The following is a 24630-nucleotide window of genomic DNA, read 5'->3' on the forward strand; positions in this document are numbered from 1 at the left end:
CGATGCCGCTTCGGTGACGGAGGGAAGACTGTGGGTGTCCGGGATGCGGCGGTTCCGCGCCGCGCACCCCTCTTAGGATGAACGGGAACGCGGGTGGACTTGTTCCCGCCGTCCTCGATGACGGGCCGGATGCTGCAAGACCCGACGTGTTGCACGAACCACCCGATTCTACGGGCAATCCAGCGGGCACGGAAGGCAGGCAGTGACTCACGGCACCGATGCGGGGCAGTCTCCCAGTGGGAGCGTGCTAGGTCAGACCACCATGGTGGCGAGGAGGCTGCGGGAGCGGCTGCCGGACGGGATCACGCGCACGACGCGGCTCCTCGTCTGGACCACCCTCGTCGTGCAGACGCTCGTGGTCGGCACGGGCGGGCTCGTCCGGCTCACGGGTTCGGGCCTCGGCTGCCCCACCTGGCCGAGGTGCACCGCGGACTCCTTCGTCTCGACGCCCGAGATGGGCGTGCACGGCATCATCGAGTTCGGCAACCGCCTGCTCACCTTCGTCCTGGTGATCGTGGCGATCGCCACCTTCCTCGCCGTGCTCCGGCTCCGGAACCGCGGACGCGGGCTCTTCTCGATCGCGCTCGCCATCGGCCTGGGCATCCCCGCGCAGGGCGTCATCGGCGGGATCACCGTGCTGACGGGGCTGAACCCGTACGTCGTGGGCCTGCACTTCGTCGTGTCGGTGGTGCTCGTGGTCCTGTCGACCGTGCTGGTGTGGCGCGCCTACCACCCGCTCGACGAGGCCGAGCGCTCGGTCCCCTCGTCCTTCGTGGCCCTCGCGCGCATCACCGCCGTCGTCGTGGGCATCACGATCCTCGTCGGCATCGTCGTCACCGGATCCGGCCCCCACGCGGGCGACCAGGGGGCGGCGCGCAACGGCCTCGACCCGGAGCTGCTGCAGCACGTCCACAGCTGGCCGGCCTACACGACCTTCGCGCTCACCGTGGCGCTCGTCGTCGTCGCCACCCGCAGCAGGTGGACCGCCGTCTCGCGCTGGACCCGGGTGCTGCTCGCGGTCGAGCTCGCGCAGATCGCCGTGGGCCTCATCCAGGCGCGCACCGGCCTGCCCGAGTTCCTGGTCGGGCTGCACATGGTCCTGGCGTGCCTGCTGGCGGCGGCGATGACGGCGACCCTGCTGAGCACGACACGACGCGCCGACACGCTCCGGCTCACGCCCGCGGAGGTGCGGCGCTCCGCCCACGTGGGCTGATCCCCGCCCGTCCCCTCGACGCCCGCCCGAGCACCGCTCGCGGCGGGCGTCGACGTGTCGGGCGCCGACCGCGGGCGACGGTCGGTCACGGGACCGGCGGCGATCGGGGATCCGGTCCGGCATCCGCCGACGCGGGACCCGCGCGGGTACCCGACCCCCTCACGCGGGCGGGCGCACGGCCCGAGCGGATCAGAAGGGCAGGAGCGGGTCGATGCCGACCGCGAGGAACAGCAGCGAGAGGTACGAGATGGACGCGTGGAAGACGCGCATGGGCTTGATGGGCTCGTGCCGCACCGCGAGGTCGTACAGGCGGTGCGTCTCGTAGACGAACCAGCCGCCGCCCGCGAGCGCGGCGAGCGTGTAGACGAGGCCCATGCCCGCGACCGGGATGAGCAGCAGCGAGCAGGCGAGCGTGGCCCACGCGTAGAGGATGGTCTGCAGCCCGACGGCCGCGCGGCCGCGCACGACGGCGAGCATGGGCACGTTGACCGAGGCGTAGTCGTCGCGGTACTTCATGGACAGCGGCCAGTAGTGCGGCGGGGTCCAGAGGAACACGATCATGAAGAGGATCACGGGTGCCCAGGAGACGTCCCCCGTCACGGCCGCCCAGCCGATGAGCACCGGCATGCAGCCGGCGGCCCCGCCCCAGACGATGTTCTGCGGCGTGCGGCGCTTGAGCCACAGCGTGTAGACGAACACGTAGAAGAGGATCGCGGCGAGCGAGAGCGCCGCAGCCAGCCAGTTAGAGATGATGCCGAGCCACACGATGCTGGCGACGCCGATGATCCAGGCGAAGACGAGAGCCTCGCGGTCCGTCAGCTCCCCCGTCACCAGGGGACGGCGCTGCGTGCGCTTCATGACGCGGTCGATGTCGCGGTCGATGTAGCAGTTGAAGGCGTTCGCGCTGCCCGCGCTGAGCGTGCCGCCGACGAGGACGCCGAGGATCAGCCAGGGGTTCGGCCATCCCCCCTGGGCGAGGATCATGACGGGCGCGGTGGTCACGAGCAGGAGCTCGATGACGCGCGGCTTCGTCAGTGCGACGTACGCCTTGGTCTTCCTCGCCACGCCGATCGTCTCCCGATCGACCCGACTCTGCACCGCAACGTTCATCGCACCTCTAACTCGCCGGACATTCCCTTCCCATGGTAAGCCACGCCCCCTGCGAGCCGAGCCGCGGGGGCCCGCCCGGACGGGCTCGGAACACCTGGGCCGAGGTGGGTGTTCCCTATACTGATAGGCGGTCCGGCTGGGCCTCCCCCCATCTTCAGAAGGGCTAGAACCAAGTGGCAGCATTGCAATGGGACCCCATCGACAGCACAGCGGTGGACACCGCGCGAATCCTCGCCGCGGACGCGGTCGAGAAGGTCGGAAACGGTCACCCCGGCACCGCCATGAGCCTGGCCCCGGCGGCCTACCTCCTCTTCCAGAAGGTCATGCGCCGCGACCCGTCCGACAGCACCTGGATCGGTCGCGACCGGTTCATCCTCTCGGTGGGCCACAGCTCGCTCACGCAGTACACGCAGTTCTTCCTCGGCGGCTACGGCCTCGAGATCGAGGACCTCCAGGCCCTCCGCACGTGGGACTCCAAGACCCCGGGTCACCCCGAGTACGGCCACACCGACGGCGTCGAGATCACCACGGGCCCCCTCGGCCAGGGCCTCGCCTCCTCCGTCGGCTTCGCGTACGCCGCCCGCTACGAGCGCGGCCTGTTCGACCCGGAGACCCCTGCGGGCGAGAGCCCCTTCGACCACTTCGTGTACGTGATCGCCGGCGACGGCGACATGCAGGAGGGCATCACCTCCGAGGCCTCGTCCCTCGCGGGGCACCAGGAGCTCGGCAACCTCATCGCGATCTACGACAGCAACCAGATCTCCATCGAGGACGACACCGACATCGCCTTCACCGAGGACGTGGCCGCGCGCTACGAGGCCTACGGCTGGCACGTGCAGCACGTCGACTGGAAGAAGACGGGCGAGTACGTCGAGGACGTCCAGGAGCTGTTCGACGCCGTCGAGGCCGCCAAGGCCGAGACGCGCAAGCCCTCGCTGATCATCCTGAAGACGATCATCGGCTGGCCCTCCCCGAAGAAGCAGAACTCGGGCAAGATCCACGGCTCGGCGCTCGGCGCCGAGGAGCTCGCGGCCGTCAAGCAGATCGTCGGCTTCGACCCCGAGAAGAGCTTCGAGGTGCCGGACGGCGTCCTCGAGCACACGCGCCAGGCCGTCGAGCGCGGCCAGCAGCAGCACCGCGAGTGGGACGAGAAGCTCGCCGCGTGGGCCGAGGCGAACCCCGAGCGCAAGACGCTCCTCGACCGCGTCCTCGCGGGCGACGCCCCCGAGGGCCTCGACGAGGCGCTCCCCGTGTTCCCCGCGGGGAAGGACGTCTCGACGCGCGCCGCGTCCGGCAAGGTCATCAACGCCATCGCCGAGGTCATGCCCGAGCTGTGGGGCGGCTCCGCCGACCTCGCCGAGTCGAATAACACGACCATCGAGTCCGCGCCGTCCTTCGTGCCGGCCGAGCGCTCGACCGAGATGTGGAAGGGCGACCCCTACGGCCGCGTCCTCCACTTCGGCATCCGCGAGCACGCCATGGGCGCGATCCTCAACGGCATCGTCCTGCACGGCAACACCCGCCCCTTCGGCGGCACGTTCCTCATCTTCAGCGACTACATGCGCCCGGCGGTCCGTCTCGCCGCGCTCATGAAGGCACCGTCGATCTTCGTCTGGACGCACGACTCCGTCGCCCTCGGTGGCGACGGCCCGACGCACCAGCCGGTGGAGCAGCTCGCCAGCCTCCGTGCCATCCCGGGCCTCGACGTCATCCGCCCCGCGGACGCCAACGAGACCGCGCAGGCGTGGAAGACCATCCTCACGCGTCGCATGGGCCCCGCGGGTCTCGCGCTGTCGCGCCAGAACCTCCCGGTCCTGGAGCGCGGCACGGGTGACGCCACGGCCACCGAGTTCGCCTCCGCGGCCGGCGTGGCCAAGGGCGCGTACATCCTGGCCGACACCGAGGGCACGCCCGACGTGATCCTCATCGCCACGGGCTCCGAGGTCCAGTTCGCCGTCGAGGCCCGCGAGGCCCTCGCCGCGGACGGCGTCCAGGCTCGCGTCGTCAGCGCCCCGAGCCTCGAGTGGTTCGAGGAGCAGGACGCCGCGTACAAGGAGCACGTGCTCCCTGAGGCGGTCGCCGCGCGCGTCTCCGTCGAGGCGGGCATCTCGCTCTCCTGGAAGCAGTACGTCGGGCACCACGGCCGCAGCATCTCGATCGAGCACTTCGGCGCGAGCGCCGAGTACGAGGTCCTGTACCGCGAGTTCGGCATCACCACGGAGGCCGTCGTGAAGGCGGCCAAGGAGTCCATCGCCTCCCTCTAGAAGCTGACGAGGAGCGGGGCGGCCGAGCTGCTCCGCTCCCCGCCGGCCCGTCCCGACCGACCGCGTCACCGGCGCGTCGGTCGGGCACCCGGAGGGGCGCACGCGTGCGCCCCTCCCCCGAACCTCACAACCAGCGAGAAGAAGGCAACATGACCGACACCACATCCCCCACCGCGCAGCTCTCCGCCGCGGGCGTCAGCATCTGGCTTGACGACCTGTCCCGCGAGCGCATCGATGCCAAGGGCATCGAGAAGGTGATCGCCGAGCGCGACGTCGTCGGCATCACGACGAACCCCACCATCTTCGCGTCGGCCCTCGCCAAGGGCGAGGCGTACGACGCCCAGGTCCGCGAGCTCGCGGCCGACGGCGCCGACGTCGACCGCGCGGTCTTCGAGATCACCACGCGCGACGTCGGCGAGGCCGCGCGCATCTTCCGCCCCGTCTACGACCGCACCGCCGGATTCGACGGCCGCGTCTCCATCGAGGTCTCCCCCGACTTCGCGAACGACACGAAGGCCACCATCGACGAGGCCCACAAGCTGTGGGACAAGATCGCCGAGCCCAACGTCATGATCAAGATCCCCGCGACCCGCGAGGGACTCGAGGCCATCACCGAGGTCATCGGCGCCGGCATCAGCGTCAACGTGACCCTGATCTTCAGCCTCGAGCGCTACCGCGAGGTCATCAACGCGTACCTCACCGGCCTCGAGAAGGCGAAGGCGGCGGGCATCGACCTGTCGACGATCCACTCGGTCGCCTCCTTCTTCGTGTCGCGCGTCGACACCGAGATCGACAAGCGCCTCGACGCGCTCGGCACCGACGAGGCCACGGCGCTGAAGAGCAAGGCCGGCGTCGCCAACGCGCAGCTCGCCTACCAGGCCTTCGAGCAGTCCTTCGCGTCCGAGCGGGCCCAGGGCCTCCTCGGCGCCGGCGCCAACAAGCAGCGCCCCCTCTGGGCGTCGACGGGCGTCAAGAGCCCCGACCTGCCCGACACGCTCTACGTGACGCAGCTCGTCGCGGCCGATGTCGTCAACACGATGCCGGAGAAGACGCTGGACGCCACGTTCGACCACGGCGTCATCGAGGGCGACACCATCACGGGCTCCTACGACGCCGCGAACGACGTGCTCAACCGGGTCGACGCGCTCGGCATCTCCTACAAGGAGGTCACCGAGCTCCTCGAGGAGGAGGGCGTCCAGAAGTTCAAGGTGTCGTGGAGCGAGCTCATCGAGACCGTCACGACCGCCCTGGACGGCGCCAAGTGAGCGTCCGCATCGCGCTGAGCGGCGCGGCGGCCACGGCCGTCGAGACCCACGTCCCGGCGCTCGTCGAGGCGCATGTCGCCTCCGGCATCACCGGGCTCGACGGCACGCTGTGGGGACCGGACGCCGAGTCCGAGGCCACCAAGCGCCTCGGCTGGACGCAGGCGGTCGCCGTCTCGCGTCCCCTCGTCGCCGAGATCACGGCGCTCCGCGAGGAGCTCCGCGGGCAGGGCGTCGACCACATCGTCCTCGGCGGCATGGGCGGATCCTCGCTCGCGCCCGAGGTCATCACCCGCACCGCGGGCGTCGAGCTCACGGTCCTCGACTCGACGGACCCGGGCCAGGTGCTCGCCGCGCTCGGCGACCGACTCGCCACCACCGCTGTCGTCATCTCCTCGAAGTCCGGGTCCACGCTCGAGACCGACAGCCAGAAGCGCGTCTACGAGAAGTCGTTCCGCGAGGCGGGCATCGACCCGACCACGCGCATCGTCATCGTGACCGACCCGGGCTCCCCGCTCGACGAGTCGGCCCGCGCCGACGGGTACCGCGTCTTCAACGCCGACCCCGACGTGGGCGGCCGCTACAGCGCGCTGACCGCGTTCGGCCTCGTGCCGTCCGGCCTCGCCGGTGCCGACATCGGCGGCCTGCTCGACGAGGCGGAGGCCGCGTCCGCGCAGCTCGCCGTCGACGACGTCTCGAACCCGGGCCTCGTGCTCGGCGCCGCGATCGCCGGCACCTCGCCGCTGAAGGACAAGCTCGGCATCGTCTCCGACGGCACGCACATCGTGGGCTTCGGCGACTGGGTCGAGCAGCTCATCGCGGAGTCCACCGGCAAGCTCGGCACGGGCCTCCTGCCCGTCGTCCTGCCGACCGACGCCCCCGAGCTGGGCCTCGGGCTCGCGGACCTGCAGATCGCGCGGCTCGTCGCCGACGTCGACGCGCACGACGCGGCCGAGGGCGAGATCGTCATCAGCGGCACGCTCGGCGCGCAGATCCTCACGTGGGAGTACGCCGTCGCGGTCGCGGGTCGCCTGCTCGAGATCAACCCGTTCGACCAGCCCGACGTGGAGGCCGCCAAGGTCGCCGCGCGCGGACTGCTCGACGACCGACCCGCGCCCGAGGCCCCCGTCGTCACGACGGACGGCATCGAGGTGCGCGGCACGAGCGAGGTCACCGACGGCGCGACCGACGTGTCCTCCGCGATCGACGCCCTGCTCGCGCAGGTCGGCCCCACGGGCTACGTCGCCGTGCAGGCCTTCGTCGACCGCCTCGCGCTCCCCGAGCTCGAGCGCCTGCGCGACGCGGTGGCCCGCAAGGTCGGCCGCCCCGTCACGTTCGGCTGGGGCCCGCGCTTCCTCCACTCCACGGGGCAGTTCCACAAGGGCGGCACCCCCGTCGGCGTGTTCCTGCAGATCACCGCGGACGCTGCCGAGGATCTCGAGATCCCCGACCGCCCCTTCACCTTCGGGCAGCTCATCCAGGCGCAGGCCGCCGGCGACGCCACCGTGCTCGCCGAGCACGGCCGTCCCGTCCTGCGACTGAACCTGACCGATCCCACCACGGACGCCCGGGCTCTGCTCTCGACGCTCGAATGACCGCATCGCCGGATCCGTCCGGCAGATCGAGGAGTTACATGTCGCCGGTGGATATCACCCCGGAATTCAATCCACTGCGGATCCCGTCAGACCGACGGCTGAACCGCATCGCGGGGCCGAGCAGCCTCATCATCTTCGGCGTGACGGGTGACCTGTCGCGAAAGAAGCTGATGCCGGCCGTCTACGACCTCGCCAACCGGGGGCTCCTGCCCCCCGGCTTCGCGCTCATCGGCTTCGCCCGGAGGGACTGGGAGGACCAGGACTTCGAGCAGGTCGTGTACGAGGCCGTCAAGCAGTACTCCCGCACCAAGTTCGACGAGGACGTCTGGCGCCAGCTGGCGCAGGGCATCCGCTTCGTGCAGGGCACCTTCGACGACGACGAGGCGTTCCAGACGCTGAAGGACATCACGGAGGAGCTCGACCGCGAGCGGGGCACGATGGGCAACCACGCGTTCTACCTCTCGATCCCGCCGAAGTCCTTCCCGCTGGTCACCGAGCAGCTCCGCCGCTCGGGCCTCGCGGACCAGAAGGAGGGCCACTGGCGCCGCGTCGTCATCGAGAAGCCCTTCGGGAGCGACCTCAAGACCGCGCGCGAGCTCAACGCGGTCGTCGAATCGGTCTTCCCGCCGGACTCAGTGTTCCGCATCGACCACTACCTGGGCAAGGAGACGGTCCAGAACATCCTGGCGCTGCGCTTCGCGAACCAGCTCTACGAGCCCCTGTGGAACGCCAACTACGTGGACCACGTCCAGATCACCATGGCCGAGGACATCGGCGTGGGCGGCCGTGCCGGCTACTACGACGGCATCGGCGCGGCGCGCGACGTGATCCAGAACCACCTCCTGCAGCTCCTCGCCCTCACGGCCATGGAGGAGCCCGTCGCGTTCGACGCGTCGAGCCTCCGGGACGAGAAGGAGAAGGTGCTGTCCGCGGTGCGCCTGCCGAAGGACCTCTCCACCGCCACTGCCCGCGGGCAGTACGCCGGCGGGTGGCAGGGCGGCGAGGAGGTCCTGGGCTTCCTCGACGAGGACGGCATGGACCCCGAGTCCCTGACCGAGACCTACGCGGCCATGCGGCTCGACATCAACACGCGCCGCTGGGCCGGCGTGCCGTTCTACCTGCGTGCCGGGAAGCGCCTCGGCCGCCGCGTGACGGAGATCGCGGTCGTGTTCAAGCGCGCGCCGCAGAACCTGTTCGCGGAGGACCAGACGTCGGCCCTGGGCCAGAACGCGCTCGTGATCCGGGTGCAGCCCGACGAGGGCGTCACCATCCGCTTCGGCTCCAAGGTGCCGGGTGCGGGGATGCAGGTGCGCGACGTCACCATGGACTTCGGCTACGGCCACGCCTTCACCGAGGCGAGCCCGGAGGCGTACGAGCGGCTCATCCTCGATGTGCTGCTCGGCGACCCGCCGCTCTTCCCCCGCCACCAGGAGGTCGAGCTGAGCTGGAAGATCCTGGACCCCATCGAAGAATTCTGGCGCACGCAGGGCCAGCCCGAGCAGTACCGTCCGGGCACCTGGGGGCCGGCCTCGGCCGACGAGCTCCTCGCCCGCGACGGACGGACCTGGAGGCGGCCATGAGAGTCGATCTGCCGAACACCACCACCGCCAAGATCTCGAAGGCGCTCGTCAAGATCCGCGAGGAGGGCGGCGCCGTCGCCCTCGGTCGCGTCCTGACGCTCGTGATCTCCACCTCGCTCGGCAGCGAGGAGGAGGCCATCGAGGCGGCCAACGACGCGTCGCGCGAGCACCCCATGCGCGTCATCGTGATCTCCACCGAGCGCGGTGCCGCCGCGGAGACGACCACGGAGAAGGCGCGCGTCGACGCCGAGATCCGCGTGGGCGGCGACGCCGGCGCGAGCGAGGTCGTCGTGCTCCGCGTCTACGGCGCCGCCGCCGAGGACAAGGAGAGCCTGGTCACGGGCCTCCTGCTCCCCGACGCGCCCGTCGTCGCCTGGTGGCCGCACGATGCCCCCGCGGTGGTCAGCCAGTCGCCGCTCGGCCGCATCGCGCAGCGCCGCATCACGGACTCGTCCACGAGCAGCAACCCGCGCGTGGCCCTGCAGCACCTGGCGGAGACGTACGCCCCCGGCGACACGGACTTCGCCTGGACGCGCCTGACGCTCTGGCGTGCGCTGCTCGCCGCGGTGCTCGACCAGCCGCCGTACGAGCCCGTCACGCAGGTGGAGGTGTCCGGCGCCGCCGACTCCCCCTCCACCGTCCTCCTCGCCGCCTGGCTCGGTCTGCAGCTGCAGGTTCCGGTGCTGCACGAGGTCACCACGCGGGCCACCGGCTCGAGCGGGATCCACGGCGTGCGCCTCCACCGCGCGTCGGGCGTCATCGACCTCGATCGCCCCATCGCGAACGTGGCGACGCTCAAGCAGCCGAACCAGCCCACGCACGATGTGAGCCTCCCCCGGAGGAGCCTCCGCGACTGCCTGGCGGAGGAGCTCCGGCGCCTCGACCCCGATGCGCTGTACGGGGACGTGATCCGTCACGGTCTCGAGCGCTCGACAGCCGGCCACGGGTACGTCACCGCGTCCACGACCGCAGGGAAGGACTCGGGAGACCGATGACCAACGACCGCAGGGTGCTCGTGCACCCCGACAAGAAGGCCATGACCGGCTCCGTCGCCGCGCGCTTCCTCACGAAGCTCGTCGACATCCTGGATGAGGAGGAGATCGCCAACGTCGTCCTCACCGGGGGGACGGTGGGCCCGAGCATCCTCGCGGCCGTCAACGAGTCCGCGGCGCGCGACAGCGTCGACTGGACCCGCGTCCACTTCTGGTTCGGCGACGAGCGGTGGCTGCCCCATGGCGACCCCGAGCGGAACGACACCACGGTGCGCGCGGCCCTGCTGGATCACATCGAGCTGCCCGCGGAGAACGTCCACGCCATGGGCGCGAGCGACGCGGGGCTGAGCCTCGACGAGGCCGTCGCGGCGTACACGGCGGAGCTCGCCGCGCACGCCAACGGCGACACCGCGCTCCCCCGCTTCGACATCACGTTCCTCGGCGTCGGGCCGGACGGGCACGTGGCGTCGCTCTTCCCGGACAGCGACGGCATCCGCACCATGGACGCCGCCGTCATCCCGGTGCGCAACTCGCCGAAGGCTCCCGCGGAGCGGATCTCGCTCACCCTGCCGGTGCTCAACTCGTCGCTGCGCATCTGGATGGTGCTCGCGGGGCCCGACAAGGCGTTCGCCCTGGGCCTCGCGCTCGCGGGCGCCGACCGGATCGAGGTGCCCGTCGCGGGCATCAAGGGCCGCAAGCGCACGGTGTTCTTCATCGACCGCGAGGCCGCGGCGGACGTGCCGGAGAACCTCAGGCTCTCCTCGTACTGACGACGGTGCCGGCATCATCCGGCGCACGACGCGAAGGGCGGATCCTCCGGGATCCGCCCTTCGTCGTCCTCGCCGACCGGCGTCGGCAAGATCGTGAGCGAAGAGGGAAGCACCTACGCAGAACGCCCCCGTCCGGGAGGACGGGGGCGTTCGACGCTGTGGTGCGGTGGAGCTACTTGGTGGCCTTGACCGTGCCGCGACGGGCGCGGAGCTGCTCCAGCGCCTCCTCGAGGAGCTGGCTGGCCTCCTCCTCGCTGCGACGCTCCTTCACGTACGCGAGGTGGGTCTTGTACGGCTCGAGCTTCGCGACCGACGGCGGGTTGGCCTTGTCGCGCCCGGCGGGCAGACCCGACTGGGGCGAGTCGATCGTGACGGGGATCTCCTCCTCGGGCAGGTTCGCCGCGAAGTGGCGGACGGTCTCATTGCCGAGGGCGTCCCAGTACGAGATCGAGATGCGCTCCGCGTGGAAGCCGCGGTCCTGCTCGCCCATGGGGCCCGCGCCGACGCGCGAACCGCGGATGGCGCTTCCTCCAGATGCCATGTGGCTGCTCCCTACAATCCGGTGTCGAACTTGGTGATGAGCCCCAGGACCACGATGCACGTGACCCAGACGAGGCCGAGGATGACGGTGATGCGGTTCAGGTTCCGCTCGGCCACGCCCGACGAGCCGAGGCTCGACGTGGTGCCGCCCCCGAACATGTCGGAGAGACCGCCGCCCCGCCCCTTGTGCAGGAGGATGAGCATGGTCAGCAGGAGGCTGGTGATTCCCAGAACCACCTGCAGGACTACCTGGAGGATTTCCACGTGCGGCCTTTCGGGTGCGGTGCTGTGGCCGAGTCGACCGATGAACGGCCGATGGGCCGTTGTCGATTATAGCGGGCGCCTGGATGCGGCGAGCCGCCCGCGCCCGGATGGACGCGAGCGGCTCGTGGACGACAGCGGATCAGACCCCGACGTGCGAGCGGAACCGCGCGATCGCGGAGAACTCCTGCACGTCGAGGCTCGCACCGCCGACGAGGGCGCCGTCGACGTCCGGCTCGCGGAGGAAGCCCGCGATGTTGCCGGACTTGACAGAGCCGCCGTAGAGGATGCGCGTGGCCTTCGCCGCCTCGTCGCCCAGGAGCTCGGCGACGACGGCACGCAGCGGCGCGGCGACCTGCTGCGCCTGCTCCGGCGTCGCGGCCTGGCCGGACCCGATGGCCCACACGGGCTCGTAGGCGACGACCACGTCGGCGCCCTTCTCGAGGCCCTGGAGCGCGACGCGCAGCTGGGCCACGGGGACGGCGCTCGCGCCGTGCTCCTCGAGGTCGGCCGCGGTCTCGCCCACGCAGATCACCGGGACGATGCCGTGCTTCACGGCGGCCGCGGACTTCGCGGCCACCTGCTCGTCGGTCTCGCCGTGCAGCGTGCGCCGCTCGGAGTGGCCGACGATGACGTAGCGGCAGGCGAGCTGGGCCAGGAACGCCGCGGAGATCTCCCCCGTGTACGCGCCCGACTCGTGCTCCGACACGTCCTGCGCTCCGTAGGCCAGCTCGAGCTTGTCGGCCGAGACGAGCGTCTGCACGCTGCGGATGTCGGTGGCCGGCGGGAAGACCGCGACCTCCGCCTCCGTGTAGTCGTGCTTGGCGTCCTTGAGGCTCCACGCGAGCTTCTGGACGAACGCGATGGCCTGGAGGTGGTCCAGGTTCATCTTCCAGTTGCCCGCGATGAGGGGCGTGCGCCCCTGCGGGCGATCGGTCACTGCCATCCGAGGACCTCCAGTCCCGGCAGGCGCTTCCCCTCGAGGAACTCGAGGCTCGCGCCGCCTCCGGTCGAGATGTGACCGAAGCGGTCATCATCGAATCCGAGCGCGCGGACGGCCGCGGCGCTGTCGCCGCCGCCGACCACGGAGAGCCCCTCGACGCGGGTGAGCGCGTCGGCGACCGTCCTCGTGCCGGCCGCGAACGGCTCCAGCTCGAAGACGCCCATGGGCCCGTTCCAGAACACCGTGGTCGAGCCGCGGATGATCGTCGCGAACGCGTCGGCGGTCTCGGGGCCGATGTCGAGCCCGAGCCCCTTCGCGCCCGCGGGCGTCGACTCGATGGCGTCGGCGCCCGTGACCTCGTGGGCCGCGTCGGCCGAGAAGCCGTCGGCGACGACCACGTCGGTGGGGAGGACGATCTTCACGCCGCGCTCCTCCGCCTCGGCCAGGTAGCCCTTGACGGTCTCGACCTGGTCCTCCTCGAGGAGGCTCGCGCCCACCTCGTGGCCCTGGGCCTTGAGGAACGTGAAGAGCATGCCGCCGCCGATGAGCAGCGAGTCGACGCGCGGCAGCAGGTGGCCGATCACGCCGAGCTTGTCGGACACCTTGGATCCGCCGAGCACGACCGTGTACGGCCGCTCCGGGTTCTCCGTGAGGCGGTCGAGGACCTCGAGCTCGCTCGCGATGAGCGAGCCGGCGGCGCTGGGGAGCACCGACGCGAGCTCGAAGACGCTCGCCTGCTTGCGGTGCACGACGCCGAAGCCGTCGGACACGAACGCGTCCCCGAGCTCGGCGATCGACTCCGCGAAGCCGCGGCGGACGGCCTCGTCCTTGCTGGTCTCCTCCGCGTGGAAGCGGAGGTTCTCGAGCACGACGACGTCGCCGTCGCCGAGGGCCTCGACGGCCGCGCGGGCGGAGTCGCCGACGGTGTCGGTCGCGAAGGCCACGTCGGCGCCCAGCAGCTCGCCGAGGCGGGCCGCGACGGGACGCAGGCTGTACTTCTCATCCGGCGTGCCGTCGGGGCGGCCGAGGTGGGAGATCACGACGACGCGTGCCCCGGCCTCGCGGAGACCCGTGAGGGTCCCCAGCGAGGCGCGGATGCGCCCGTCGTCGCCGATCAGGCCGTCCTTGAGGGGGACGTTGAGGTCGCAGCGCACGATGACGCGGCGTCCCCGGAGATCCCCCAGGGAGTCGATGGTGCGGAGTGCCACGGCCGGTTACAGGCGGTCGGCGACGTACTCGGTGAGGTCGACGAGGCGGTTCGAGTAGCCCCACTCGTTGTCGTACCACGACGCGACCTTGACCTGGTTGCCGATGACCTTGGTGAGGCCCGCGTCGAAGATCGAGGAGTGCGGGTCGTTGACGATGTCGCTCGAGACGATGGGGTCCTCGGTGTACTTGAGGATGCCCTTGAGCGGGCCGTCGGCCGCGGCCTTGTAGGCCGCGTTGACCTGCTCGACGGTGACGTTGGCCGAGGTCTCGATGGTGAGGTCGGTGATCGAGCCGGTGGGCACGGGCACGCGGAGCGCGTAGCCGTCGAGCTTGCCGACGAGCTCGGGGATCACGAGGCCGAGCGCCTTCGCGGCACCCGTCGACGTGGGGATGATGTTGACCGCGGCGGCGCGGGCGCGACGCAGGTCGCTGTGCGGGCCGTCCTGCAGGTTCTGGTCGGCCGTGTACGCGTGCACCGTCGTCATGAGGCCGCGCTCGATGCCGAACTCGTCGAGGAAGACCTTGGCGAGGGGCGCGAGGCAGTTCGTGGTGCAGGACGCGTTGGAGATGACGTCGTGGGTGGCGGGGTCGTAGGTGCCCTCGTTGACGCCGAGGACCAGGGTCGCGACGTTGTCGCCCGTGGCGGGTGCGGAGACGAGGACCTTCTTGGCGCCGGCGGTGATGTGCTTGCGCGCGTCCTCCGCCTTCGTGAAGCGGCCGGTGGACTCGATGACGATCTCGACGCCCAGCTCGCCCCAGGGGAGGTTCGCGGGGTCGCGCTCCTCGAGGACGCGGATGGCCTTGCCGTTGACGACGATGTTGTCGCCGTCCAGCTCGACAGTCGCGTCGAGGCGGCCCGTGATGGAGTCGTACTTGAGCAGGTGCGCGAGCGCCTTGTTGTCGGTGAGGTCGTTCACCGCGACGATCTCGATGTCGCTGCCCTTGGCGAGCGCGGCGCGGAAGTAGTTGCGGCCGATGCGGCCGAAGCCGTTGATGCCGATCTTGACGGTCACGTGTTCTCCTGTTGTTCTGCGCGCTCGGGGGCGGCGGTGGGTGAGGGAGGTTCGGGGTGCGCGGGAGTCCTGGCGTGCGGATCCGCGGGCGGCCGGGGTCTCCCCTCCGGCCGCCCGCGGATGCGGCTAGGAGAGGAGGAAGAGGCCCTGCGTCTTCGTGCGCGCGGCGTCGAAGCGCGCCTGCACGTCCGCCCAGTTGACGATGTTCCAGAACGCCTTCACGTAGTCGGCCTTGACGTTGACGTAGTCGAGGTAGAAGGCGTGCTCCCACATGTCGAGCAGCAGGATCGGGACGGTCGCCGCGGCGAGGTTGCCCTGGTGGTCGTACAGCTGCTCGATGATGAGCTTCTGACCGAGCGAGTCCCACGCGAGGATGCTCCAGCCGGAGCCCTGGATGCCGAGGGCGGAGGCGGTGAAGTGCGCCTGGAACTTGTCGTACGAGCCGAAGAACTCGTCGATGGCCGCGGCGAGCTCGCCGGTGGGCTTGTCCCCGCCGTCGGGGCTGAGGTTGTTCCAGAAGACCGTGTGGTTGACGTGGCCCGCGAGGTTGAACGCGAGGTCCTTCTGCAGCTTGTTGACGAAGGTCAGGTCGCCGGCGTCACGCGCCTCCTGCAGCTTGACGAGGGCGGTGTTCGCGCCGTCGACGTAGGTCTTGTGGTGCTTGTCGTGGTGCAGCTCCATGATGCGGCCGCTGATGCTCGGCTCGAGGGCCGAGTAGTCGTACGGGAGGTCGACGAGAGTGTAGTCAGCCATAGGTGTATCTCCTCTTCATTGCCCGGGGGCTCCCGGCCAGAGGCCGGGGGTGGGTGACGGATCGAGTCTAGTCCGGCGGCCCTCCGCGCCACCTGGCCGGATGACGCGCGACGTCCCGCGGATCCCCGTCGCCGCCGCGCGGGCGATGCCGACGGACGCGAGGCGACTCAGACGTCGTCGAGGTCGGCGGGGAGGTTGGCGTCGGTGCCGGGCAGGCCCTCGTCGACGGCCTTCTTGTCGGCCATCGCGAGCAGGCGGCGGATGCGGCCGGCGACGGCGTCCTTCGTCATGGGCGGGTCCGCGTGGTGGCCCAGCTCGTCGAGGCTGGAGTCGCGGAAGCGCAGGCGCAGGTCGCCCGCGTACTTGAGGTGCTCGGGGATGTCCGGGCCGAGGATCTCCATGGCCCGCTCGACGCGCGCGCACGCGGCGACGGCGGCCTGGGCGGAGCGGCGGAGGTTGGCGTCGTCGAAGTTGACGAGGCGGTTGGCGGTCGCCCGCACCTCGCGGCGCTGGCGCATCTCCTCCCAGTTGACGACCGTGCCCTGCGCGCCCATGACACGCAGCATCTGCCCGATGGCGTCGCCATCGCGGATGACCACGCGGTGCACGCCGCGGACCTCGCGCGCCTTGGCGCTCACGTCGAGGCGGCCGGCGGCGCCGACGAGCGCCATGGCGGCCTCGTTGCCGGGGCAGGTGACCTCCAGCGCGGCCGAGCGGCCGGGATCCGTGAGCGTGCCGGCAGCCAGGAACGCGCCCCGCCAGACGGCCGCGATCTCCTCGCGGGATCCCGTGGTGAGGCGGTTGGGCAGGCCGCGGATGGGCCGACGGCGCGCGTCGAGCAGGCCGGTCTGGCGGGCGAGCGTCTCCCCGCCCTCCATCACGCGCACCAGGTAGTGCGTGGCCCGGCGCATGCCGGAGGCGGGGATGACGGAGATGTCGCTGCGGACGCCGTAGAGCTCCGCGAGGTCCTTGCGGACGCGGCGGGCGAGGAGAGGGGTGTCCAGCTCGGACTCGACCGCGATGCGGTTCGAGATGAGGTGCAGCCCGCCGGAGAAGCGCAGGATGGTTGCCAGCTCGGCGGCCCTCACCGTGGTCTTGCTGACCTCGACGCGTGACAGTTCTTCCTTGACGTCCGAGGTCAGAGGCAAATGCTTACTCCCTTGATGAGATGGGTGCCCTACTCCCGGCCGAGGTCGCGGTGCTTGGTGCTGACAGCGACGCCGGGAAGGGCGCGGAGGAGGCTGGAGAGCTCCTCGGAGACGGCGACCGAGCGGTGCTTGCCGCCGGTACAGCCGATAGCGATCGTAGCGTGTCTCTTGTTCTCCCGCTGATACCCGGCCAGCACCGGGGCGAGCGCGCGGGCGTACGCGTGGACGAACTCCTCGGCGCCCTCCTGACCGAGCACGTAGTCGCTGACGGCCTTGTCGCGACCCGTGAGCGGGCGGAGCTCCGGGGTCCAGAACGGGTTCGGGAGGAAGCGCATGTCGGCCACCATGTCGGCGTCCGCGGGGGTGCCGTACTTGAAGCCGAAGCTCATGACGGTGACCCGCACGCCCGCGTCGTCCGCGCCGCTGAACTGCTCGGTGATGGTGGTGGCGAGCTGGTGGATGTTGAGCTCGGACGTGTCGATGACGAGGTCGCTGGCCTCGCGGATCTCGATCATGCGCGCCCGCTCCGCGGCGATGCCGTCGAGCAGCGTGCCGTTGCCCTGGAGCGGGTGCGGGCGGCGGACCTGCTCGAAACGTCGCACGAGCGCCGCGTCGGTGGCCTCGAGGAAGAGGACGCGCAGGCGCGGCCCGGTGCCGAAGGTCTGCAGGATGTCGCGCAGCTCGGAGAAGAAGTCGCCGCCGCGGACGTCGACCACCGCCGCGATCTTCGGCAGCGACGTGCCCGCGCGGCCGGCCAGCTCGACGAGCGGCTTGAGCATCTGCGGCGGGAGGTTGTCGACCACGTACCAGCCGAGGTCCTCCAGCGCGTTGCCGACGGTGGAGCGGCCCGCGCCGGACATCCCCGTCACGATCATGACGTCCTGTTGGGGGATCTCCACGCTCATGCGGGCATGCACCTCTCGTCGCGCCGGTCGATGGGTCCAGTCTAGGCGGGACCCGCGACACCCGACCGGGCGCGGATCACGAACGGAGCCGCTCGTAGACGGCCTGGGCGAGCGTCGGCCCGATGGTGCGGACCGCCGCGATCTCCTCGACCTCGGCCTGCTTCAGCTTCGCGACGGATCCGAACTGCTGCAGCAGCCGCTGCACGCGCGACGGCCCGAGCCCCGGGATCTCGTTGAGCACCGACGTGATGTCGCGCTTCCGGCGGGCCCGCTGGTGCGTGATGGCGAACCGGTGGGCCTCGTCGCGGATGCGCTGGATGAGGAAGAGCGCGTCGCTGTTGCGCGGCAGGATGACGGGGTAGTCGGAGTCCGGCAGCCAGATCTCCTCGAGGCGCTTCGCGATGCCGACCAGCTGGATCCCCGTCACGCCGGACTCCTCGAGCGCCCGCCGCGCCGCGGCGACCTGCGGCTGGCCGCCGTCGACGATGAGCAGGTTGGGGCTGTACGAGAACTTGTTCACCGCGGGCGCCTCCCCCAGCTCGGGCGGCGCGGCGTCGGCCGGGACCTCCGCCTCCTTGCCGAGGTAGGCGAGACGGCGCGTGATGACCTGGTGGATCGACTCGGTGTCGTCCGTGGAGTCGGCGATGTTGAACCGGCGGTACTGGTCCTTGCGCGGGAGGCCGTCCTCGAAGACGACCATGGACGCGACGATGTTGGTGCCGCTCAGGTGCGAGACGTCGTAGCACTCCATCCGCAGCGGCGCGTCGGGCATGCCGAGCGCCTCCTGGATGTCGGCGAGGGCCTTCGACCGCGTGGTGAAGTCGGAGCTGCGGCGCGTCTTGTAGAGCATGAGCGCGTTCTGCGCGTTCGTGGCGGCCGTGTGCGCGAGCGCCGCCTTGTCGCCGCGCTGGGCGACCCGGAGGTCGACCTGCCACGAGCTCGGACGTCCCCGGCGGACGGTGCCGTCGTCCTCCCCCGCGGCCCGTCGCTGGCTGAGCCACAGCTCGAGCTCGGCCGCGTCCGCAGGCAGCTCGGGGACGAGGACCTCGCGCGGCGGGTGCGCCTCGTCCTCGTAGGCGTTGTGCAGAACCGTCTCGACGAGCTCCCCGATGCCGATGTCGAGCTCCTTGTCGACCACCCAGGTGCGCGTGCCCCGGATGCGGCCACCGCGGACCATGAACTGCTGCACGGCCGCGGCGAGCTCGTCGGCGGCGATGCCGAACACGTCGGCGTCGACCCGGTCGTCGAACACGACCGCGGTCTTGGACAGGGCGGCCTCGAGCGCACCGATGTCGTCGCGATGGCGGGCGGCGGCCTCGTAGTCCATCTCCGCGGCCGCGTCCTTCATCCGCTGGGTGAGCTGGCCCACGTACGTCGAGTCGTTGCCGGCCATGAAGCTCACGAAGTCGTCCGCGATCTCGCGGTGCTCCTCCTCCGACACGCGGCCGACGCACGGCGCGGCGCACCGGCCGATGTCGCCGAGCAGGCAGGGCCGGTTCGTCTGGCGGGCGCGCTTGAAGGTGCTCTCCGAGCAGGACCGCACGGGGAAGACCTTGAGCATGTGGTCGACGGTCTCGCGGATCGCCCAGACCTTGGTGTACGGCCCGAAGTACTTGGCGCCGCGGATCTTCCGGTTGCGGGTGACCATGACCCGCGGGTACTCCTCGCCCAGCGTGACCGCCAGGTACGGGTACGACTTGTCGTCGCGGAACTTGACGTTGAACGGCGGGTCGAACTCCTTGATCCACGTGAACTCGAGCTGGAGCGCCTCGAACTCGCTGCCGACGACGGTCCACTCGACCCCGGCGGCGGACGTGACCATGCGCCGGGTGCGCTCGTGCAGGCTCTCGAGCGGCGCGAAGTAGTTGGCCAGCCGGGCACGGAGGTTGTTGGCCTTGCCCACGTAGAGCACGCGGTCCGCGGCGTCGCGGAAGCGGTACACGCCCGGCGCCGTGGGGATCTCCCCCGCGGCGGGTCGGTACCCGACGGTGTCGGTGCGGGCCATCAGACGGTCGCGCGCTCCGCGCGCGCGCGCGGGGACGCGACCGCGGAGGCCTCGGCCTCGGCGTCGAGGACCTCCTTGAGGAAGCCGCCCGTGTAGCTCTCCCGCACGGTGGCCAGGTGCTCCGGCGTGCCGGTGGCGAGCACCGTGCCGCCGCCCGCACCGCCCTCGGGACCCATGTCGATGAGCCAGTCGGCGGACTTGATGACGTCGAGGTTGTGCTCGATGACGATGACGGTGTTGCCCTTGTCGACGAGCCCGTTCAGCACGAGGAGGAGCTTCCGCACGTCCTCGAAGTGGAGGCCCGTGGTCGGCTCGTCGAGGACGTAGATGCTCCGGCCGTTCGACCGGCGCTGCAGCTCCGTGGACAGCTTCACGCGCTGCGCCTCGCCGCCGGAGAGCGTGGTGGCGCTCTGGCCGAGCCGCACGTAGCCGAGGCCCACGTCCACCAGCGTCTTCATGAAGCGGTGGATCGCCTGGATCGGCTCGAAGAACTCCGCCGCCTCGCTGATGGACATGTCGAGCACCTCGGCGATGCTCTTCCCCTTGTAGTGCACGCTGAGGGTGTCGCGGTTGTACCGCGCTCCCCCGCAGACCTCGCAGGCCACGTACACGTCGGGCAGGAAGTTCATCTCGATCTTGATGGTGCCGTCGCCCGAGCACGCCTCGCAACGCCCGCCCTTGACGTTGAAGCTGAACCGCCCGGGGAGGTACCCGCGCGCCTTGGCCTCCGTGGTCTCGGCGAACAGGTTGCGGATGCGGTCGAACACGCCCGTGTAGGTGGCGGGGTTGGAGCGCGGGGTGCGCCCGATGGGGTTCTGGTCGACGTGGACGACCTTGTCGAGGTTCTCGAGGCCGGTGACGCGGGAGTGCTTGCCCGGCACCTTGCGGGCGCCGTTGAGCTCGTTGGCGAGCACGCGGTACAGGATGTCGTTCACGAGCGACGACTTCCCGGATCCGCTGACGCCCGTGACGGCCGTGAGCGTGCCGAGCGGGAACGTCGCCGTGACGTTCTGCAGGTTGTTGGCGCGCGCCCCCACCACCTGGATCTGGCGCTTCTTGTCGATCTTGCGTCGCTTCGCCGGCGTGGCGATGGCACGACGACCCGCGAGGTAGTCGCCCGTGAGGGACTCGCGGTTCTCGATGAGGCCCTCGTACGAACCGGAGTGCACGACCCGGCCGCCGTTGACACCGGCGCCGGGGCCGATGTCCACGATCCAGTCGGCCGTGCGGATGGTGTCCTCGTCGTGCTCCACGACGATGAGCGTGTTGCCGAGGTCGCGCAGCTTCACGAGCGTCTCGATGAGGCGGCGGTTGTCGCGCTGGTGGAGGCCGATGGACGGCTCGTCGAGCACGTAGAGCACGCCCGTGAGCCCCGAGCCGATCTGCGTGGCCAGGCGGATGCGCTGCGCCTCGCCACCGGAGAGCGAGGCCGCCGCGCGGGCGAGATTGAGGTAGTTGAGGCCCACCTCGATGAGGAACTCGAGCCGCACGCGGATCTCCCGCAGCACCTGCGCGGCGATGTGCGCCTCGCGGTCGGTGAGCTCGAGCTGGGCCATGAACTCCTGCGCGTCCGAGAGGCTCATCTCGGCGACATCCGCGATGTTCGCGCCGTGCACGAGGACGGCGAGCACCTCGGGCTTCAGCCGCTTGCCGTCGCACACCGGGCACGGGATCTCGCGCAGGTACTCCCCCCAGCGCGCGCGCTGGTTGTCGGTCTCGGCCTGGGCGAACTGGCGCTCGATGTAGGGCATGACGCCCTCGAAGCCCGAGGAGTACGTCATCTCGCGGCCGTAGCGGTTCTTCCACTTGACCTGGACCTCGAAGTCGTTGCCCCGCAGGACGGCCTCGCGGACCTCCTCGGACAGCTTCCGCCACGGTGTCGTGAGGGAGAACTTGAGGTCGCGCGCGAGGCCCGCCAGCAGCTTCTCGTAGTACTGGAACAGGCCCTTGCCCTGCGTGGTCCACGGGAGGATGACGCCGTCGGCGATGCTCAGCGACTCGTCGCCGATGAGGAGCTCCTGGTCCACGGACATGCGCGTGCCGAGGCCCGAGCACTCGGGGCACGCGCCGAAGGGCGCGTTGAACGAGAAGGTGCGCGGCTCGATCTCGGTGAGCTGGATGGGGTGGTTGTTCGGGCACGACAGCTTTTCCGAGTACGTGCGGAGGCCGCCGGGGCCCTCGACGTCGACGAAGTCGATCATGACGATGCCGTCGGTGAGCCGGAGCGCCGTCTCGAGCGAGTCCGTCAGGCGGCCGAGGATGTCGTCGCTCGCGACCAGGCGGTCCACCACGACGGAGATGTCGTGCTTGTACTGCTTCTTGAGCTTGGGCGGCGAGCTGAGCTGGATGAGCTCCCCGTCGACGATGGCCCGCGAGTAGCCGCCGGAGGCGAGCTCGGCGAACAGGTCGACGAACTCGCCCTTCTTCTGCGACACGATCGGGCTGACGACCTGGTACCGGGTGCCGGTCTCCAGCTCCATGAGCTGGTCGGCGATCTGCTGCACGGTCTGGCGGGAGATGCGCTCGCCGCACACGGGGCAGTGCGCGATGCCGATGCGCGCCCACAGCAGGCGCATGTAGTCGAAGATCTCGGTGATGGTGCCCACCGTCGAGCGCGGGTTGCGGTTCGTCGACTTCTGGTCGATGGAGACCGCGGGGCTCAGGCCCTCGATGAAGTCGACGTCAGGCCGGTCCACCTGTCCGAGGAACTGGCGCGCGTACGCCGAGAGCGACTCGACGTAGCGGCGCTGGCCCTCCGCGAAGATCGTGTCGAACGCGAGGGACGACTTGCCCGACCCCGACAGGCCCGTGAAGACGACGAGCGAGTCGCGCGGGATGTCGAGGTCGACGTCGCGGAGGTTGTGGACGCGAGCGCCGCGCACGCTGAGGAGGGAGGAGGACTCGACGGGGGAGATTGACACCTGTCCATCGTATGCGTCGCCACCGACAGCGAGCGCGGGGCGGGGGCGCCGGCCACCGCCGCTCCCCCGCGCTGGCGTCAGGACAGGTGGCCGGCCTTCTCCATCTGCCGCAGCTCGCGCTTCAGGTCTCCCAGCTCGTCGCGGAGCCGCGCGGCGAGCTCGAACTTCAGCTCGCCCGCGGCCTGGAGCATCTGGTCGTTGAGGTCGGAGATGATCGTCTCCAGCTCGTTCGCCCCGGCCGCCGCCTTGCCCTCGCGCCGGAGGTTGGGCGTGGGCGACCGCTTGCCGCCGCCGCGCCCCTCGAGCATCTTCTTCGTGTCCTCGCCCTCGCGCGCCAGGATCTCGGTGATGTCGGCGATGCGCTTGCGCAGCGGCGTCGGGTCGATCCCGTGCTCGGTGTTGTACGCCACCTGCTTCTCGCGCCGGCGGTCGGTCTCCTCGATGGCGCGTTTCATGCTGTCCGTGAGCACGTCGGCGTACATGTGCACCTCGCCGGACACGTTGCGCGCCGCGCGGCCGATGGTCTGGATGAGCGACGTGGACGACCGGAGGAAGCCCTCCTTGTCGGCGTCGAGGATCGCGACGAGCGACACCTCCGGCAGGTCGAGGCCCTCGCGCAGCAGGTTGATGCCCACGAGCACGTCGTACACGCCGGCCCGCAGCTCGCTCAGCAGCTCGACGCGGCGCAGCGTGTCGACGTCCGAGTGCAGGTAGCGGACACGCACGCCCGCCTCCGCGAAGTAGTCGGTGAGCTCCTCGGCCATCTTCTTCGTGAGCGTCGTGACGAGGATGCGCTCGTCCTTCTCCACACGGATGCGGATCTGCTCGAGCAGGTCGTCGATCTGGCCCTTGGTGGGCTTGACCACGATGGCCGGGTCGATGAGGCCGGTGGGGCGGATGATCTGCTCGACCACGCCGTCGCCCATGCCGAGCTCGTACTTGCCGGGCGTCGCCGACATGTACACGGTCTGCGGAACGCGCTCGGTGAACTCGTTCCACTTGAGCGGCCGGTTGTCGAGCGCGCTCGGGAGGCGGAAGCCGTGCTCCACGAGCGTGCGCTTGCGCGATGAGTCGCCCTCGAACATGGCGCCGATCTGCGGCACCGTGACGTGCGACTCGTCGATGACGACGAGGAAGTCGTCCGGGAAGTAGTCGAGCAGGCAGTGCGGGGCCTCCCCCGCGTCGCGCCCGTCGATGTGGCGGGAGTAGTTCTCGATGCCGGAGCAGAAGCCGATCTGCTGCATCATCTCGATGTCGAAGTTGGTGCGCATGCGCAGCCGCTGGGCCTCGAGGAGCTTGCCCTCGCGCTCGAGCACCGCGAGGCGCTCCTCGAGCTCCTGCTGGATGGTGCCGATGGCCCGCCGCATGACCTCGGTCTCCGCCACGTAGTGCGAGCCGGGGAACACGGACACGGAGTCCATCTTGCGGACCACGTCGCCCGTGAGCGGGTGCAGCTGGTAGAGCGCCTCGATCTCGTCGCCGAACATCTCGATGCGGATGGCCAGCTCCTCGTACATCGGGATGATCTCGATGGTGTCGCCCCGGACGCGGAAGTTGCCGCGCGAGAAGTCGACGTCGTTGCGCTGGTACTGCATGGAGACGAACTTGCGGATGAGGGTGTCGCGGTTGATCTGCATCCCGACCTGCAGCGCCACCATGGCGTTCATGTACTGCTCGGGCTGCCCGAGGCCGTAGATGCACGACACGGTGCTCACCACCACGACATCGCGGCGGCTGAGCAGCGAGTTCGTCGTGGAGTGGCGCAGGCGCTCGACCTCGGCGTTGACCGACGAGTCCTTCTCGATGAACGTGTCCGTCTGCGGGACGTACGCCTCGGGCTGGTAGTAGTCGTAGTACGAGACGAAGTACTCGACCGCGTTGTCCGGCATGAGCTCGCGGAACTCGGTGGCGAGCTGGGCGGCGAGCGTCTTGTTGTGCGCGAGGATCAGCGTGGGCCGCTGCACCTGCTCGATGAGCCAGGCGGCCGTGGCCGACTTGCCGGTTCCGGTGGCTCCCAGGAGCACGACATCCGGCTCGCCGGCGTTGACACGGCCCGCCAGCTCGGCGATCGCGGTGGGCTGGTCGCCGCTGGGGGAGTAGTCGCTGACGACCTTGAACGGGCGCACGGAACGGGTGGGCTGCATGG

19 protein-coding genes are annotated in these 24630 nt (G+C 70.4%); 7 read left to right on the forward strand and 12 right to left on the reverse strand.

The features are described from left to right. Nucleotides 1-262: 262 nt before the first annotated feature. Nucleotides 263-1213: a heme A synthase gene (locus tag ITJ40_RS08865; RefSeq protein ID WP_228511887.1), complete on the forward strand. Its 951-nt coding sequence runs from the start codon at nucleotides 263-265 to the stop codon at nucleotides 1211-1213. 189 nt (nucleotides 1214-1402) lie between these two features. Here the strand turns inward: ITJ40_RS08865 and ITJ40_RS08870 are convergent, their stop codons facing one another. Next, nucleotides 1403-2323, reverse strand: a complete 921-nt coding sequence (locus ITJ40_RS08870) for a heme o synthase (RefSeq protein WP_194666674.1) — start codon at nucleotides 2321-2323, stop codon at nucleotides 1403-1405. 173 nt (nucleotides 2324-2496) lie between these two features. On the opposite strand from ITJ40_RS08870, the gene tkt reads away from it, so the two are divergent. From tkt to pgl, 6 genes are all read left to right on the forward strand, one after another. Beyond that, the gene (gene tkt, locus ITJ40_RS08875) at nucleotides 2497-4587 is read left to right on the forward strand and encodes a transketolase (protein ID WP_194666675.1); all 2091 of its coding nucleotides are present in this window, start codon (nucleotides 2497-2499) and stop codon (nucleotides 4585-4587) included. Between the two features lie 149 nt (nucleotides 4588-4736). Beyond that, nucleotides 4737-5852 carry a transaldolase gene (tal, locus tag ITJ40_RS08880; protein WP_194666676.1) on the forward strand — a complete coding sequence of 372 codons (1116 nt, stop codon included), beginning with the start codon at nucleotides 4737-4739 and terminating at the stop codon, nucleotides 5850-5852. Next, entirely contained in the window at nucleotides 5849-7444 is a 1596-nt protein-coding gene (locus tag ITJ40_RS08885; protein ID WP_194666677.1) for a glucose-6-phosphate isomerase, read from the forward strand. The genes tal and ITJ40_RS08885 overlap by 4 nt, the downstream gene beginning before the upstream one ends. 38 nt (nucleotides 7445-7482) lie before the next feature. Next, nucleotides 7483-9024: a glucose-6-phosphate dehydrogenase gene (gene zwf, locus ITJ40_RS08890; protein ID WP_194666678.1), complete on the forward strand. Its 1542-nt coding sequence runs from the start codon at nucleotides 7483-7485 to the stop codon at nucleotides 9022-9024. Further along, a complete protein-coding gene (locus ITJ40_RS08895; protein WP_194666679.1) occupies nucleotides 9021-10019 on the forward strand; it encodes a glucose-6-phosphate dehydrogenase assembly protein OpcA in 999 nt (332 codons plus the stop codon). Before zwf ends, ITJ40_RS08895 begins: the two co-directional genes overlap by 4 nt. Continuing rightward, the gene (gene pgl, locus ITJ40_RS08900) at nucleotides 10016-10786 is read left to right on the forward strand and encodes a 6-phosphogluconolactonase (protein ID WP_194666680.1); all 771 of its coding nucleotides are present in this window, start codon (nucleotides 10016-10018) and stop codon (nucleotides 10784-10786) included. The genes ITJ40_RS08895 and pgl overlap by 4 nt, the downstream gene beginning before the upstream one ends. Before the next feature lie 172 nt (nucleotides 10787-10958). Here the strand turns inward: pgl and ITJ40_RS08905 are convergent, their stop codons facing one another. The 11 genes from ITJ40_RS08905 to uvrB form a co-directional block, all read right to left on the reverse strand. Continuing rightward, nucleotides 10959-11327 (reverse strand): RNA polymerase-binding protein RbpA, encoded by a 369-nt coding sequence (locus tag ITJ40_RS08905; RefSeq protein WP_012038428.1) that lies wholly within the window; start codon nucleotides 11325-11327, stop codon nucleotides 10959-10961. Nucleotides 11328-11338: 11 nt separating this feature from the next. After that, nucleotides 11339-11590 (reverse strand): preprotein translocase subunit SecG, encoded by a 252-nt coding sequence (secG, locus tag ITJ40_RS08910; RefSeq protein WP_012038429.1) that lies wholly within the window; start codon nucleotides 11588-11590, stop codon nucleotides 11339-11341. A gap of 139 nt (nucleotides 11591-11729) precedes the next feature. After that, nucleotides 11730-12533 (reverse strand): triose-phosphate isomerase, encoded by an 804-nt coding sequence (gene tpiA / locus ITJ40_RS08915; protein ID WP_194666681.1) that lies wholly within the window; start codon nucleotides 12531-12533, stop codon nucleotides 11730-11732. Next, nucleotides 12524-13738, reverse strand: a complete 1215-nt coding sequence (gene pgk / locus ITJ40_RS08920) for a phosphoglycerate kinase (RefSeq protein ID WP_194666682.1) — start codon at nucleotides 13736-13738, stop codon at nucleotides 12524-12526. The genes tpiA and pgk overlap by 10 nt, the downstream gene beginning before the upstream one ends. A gap of 6 nt (nucleotides 13739-13744) precedes the next feature. Next, nucleotides 13745-14752, reverse strand: coding sequence for a type I glyceraldehyde-3-phosphate dehydrogenase (gene gap, locus ITJ40_RS08925; RefSeq protein ID WP_012038432.1), 1008 nt, complete (start codon nucleotides 14750-14752; stop codon nucleotides 13745-13747). Between the two features lie 126 nt (nucleotides 14753-14878). Beyond that, a complete protein-coding gene (locus tag ITJ40_RS08930) occupies nucleotides 14879-15505 on the reverse strand; it encodes a superoxide dismutase (RefSeq protein WP_012038433.1) in 627 nt (208 codons plus the stop codon). A 167-nt stretch (nucleotides 15506-15672) separates the two neighbouring features. Beyond that, nucleotides 15673-16653, reverse strand: a complete 981-nt coding sequence (gene whiA / locus ITJ40_RS08935) for a DNA-binding protein WhiA (RefSeq protein ID WP_012038434.1) — start codon at nucleotides 16651-16653, stop codon at nucleotides 15673-15675. Nucleotides 16654-16682: 29 nt separating this feature from the next. Further along, a complete protein-coding gene (gene rapZ, locus ITJ40_RS08940; protein ID WP_012038435.1) occupies nucleotides 16683-17558 on the reverse strand; it encodes an RNase adapter RapZ in 876 nt (291 codons plus the stop codon). Between the two features lie 76 nt (nucleotides 17559-17634). Continuing rightward, a complete protein-coding gene (gene uvrC, locus ITJ40_RS08945) occupies nucleotides 17635-19563 on the reverse strand; it encodes an excinuclease ABC subunit UvrC (protein ID WP_194666683.1) in 1929 nt (642 codons plus the stop codon). Further along, entirely contained in the window at nucleotides 19563-22484 is a 2922-nt protein-coding gene (gene uvrA / locus ITJ40_RS08950) for an excinuclease ABC subunit UvrA (RefSeq protein WP_194666684.1), read from the reverse strand. Before uvrA ends, uvrC begins: the two co-directional genes overlap by 1 nt. Before the next feature lie 77 nt (nucleotides 22485-22561). Continuing rightward, nucleotides 22562-24628, reverse strand: coding sequence for an excinuclease ABC subunit UvrB (uvrB, locus tag ITJ40_RS08955; protein WP_045528132.1), 2067 nt, complete (start codon nucleotides 24626-24628; stop codon nucleotides 22562-22564). Nucleotides 24629-24630 lie beyond the last annotated feature (2 nt).

The organism is Clavibacter sp. VKM Ac-2872, assembly GCF_015351105.1.
Classification (GTDB): Bacteria; Actinomycetota; Actinomycetes; order Actinomycetales; family Microbacteriaceae; genus Clavibacter.

What these genes read in the sequence shown, in the direction of transcription:
- ITJ40_RS08865 (WP_228511887.1), top strand. Translation starts at nt 263, where the DNA reads ATGGTGGCGAGGAGGCTGCGGGAGCGGCTGCCGGACGGGATCACGCGC.
- ITJ40_RS08870 (WP_194666674.1), bottom strand. Translation starts at nt 2,323, where the DNA reads ATGAACGTTGCGGTGCAGAGTCGGGTCGATCGGGAGACGATCGGCGTG.
- tal (WP_194666676.1), top strand. Translation starts at nt 4,737, where the DNA reads ATGACCGACACCACATCCCCCACCGCGCAGCTCTCCGCCGCGGGCGTC.
- zwf (WP_194666678.1), top strand. Translation starts at nt 7,483, where the DNA reads ATGTCGCCGGTGGATATCACCCCGGAATTCAATCCACTGCGGATCCCG.
- ITJ40_RS08895 (WP_194666679.1), top strand. Translation starts at nt 9,021, where the DNA reads ATGAGAGTCGATCTGCCGAACACCACCACCGCCAAGATCTCGAAGGCG.
- pgl (WP_194666680.1), top strand. Translation starts at nt 10,016, where the DNA reads ATGACCAACGACCGCAGGGTGCTCGTGCACCCCGACAAGAAGGCCATG.
- ITJ40_RS08905 (WP_012038428.1), bottom strand. Translation starts at nt 11,327, where the DNA reads ATGGCATCTGGAGGAAGCGCCATCCGCGGTTCGCGCGTCGGCGCGGGC.
- tpiA (WP_194666681.1), bottom strand. Translation starts at nt 12,533, where the DNA reads ATGGCAGTGACCGATCGCCCGCAGGGGCGCACGCCCCTCATCGCGGGC.
- ITJ40_RS08930 (WP_012038433.1), bottom strand. Translation starts at nt 15,505, where the DNA reads ATGGCTGACTACACTCTCGTCGACCTCCCGTACGACTACTCGGCCCTC.
- rapZ (WP_012038435.1), bottom strand. Translation starts at nt 17,558, where the DNA reads ATGAGCGTGGAGATCCCCCAACAGGACGTCATGATCGTGACGGGGATG.
- uvrC (WP_194666683.1), bottom strand. Translation starts at nt 19,563, where the DNA reads ATGGCCCGCACCGACACCGTCGGGTACCGACCCGCCGCGGGGGAGATC.
- uvrB (WP_045528132.1), bottom strand. Translation starts at nt 24,628, where the DNA reads ATGCAGCCCACCCGTTCCGTGCGCCCGTTCAAGGTCGTCAGCGACTAC.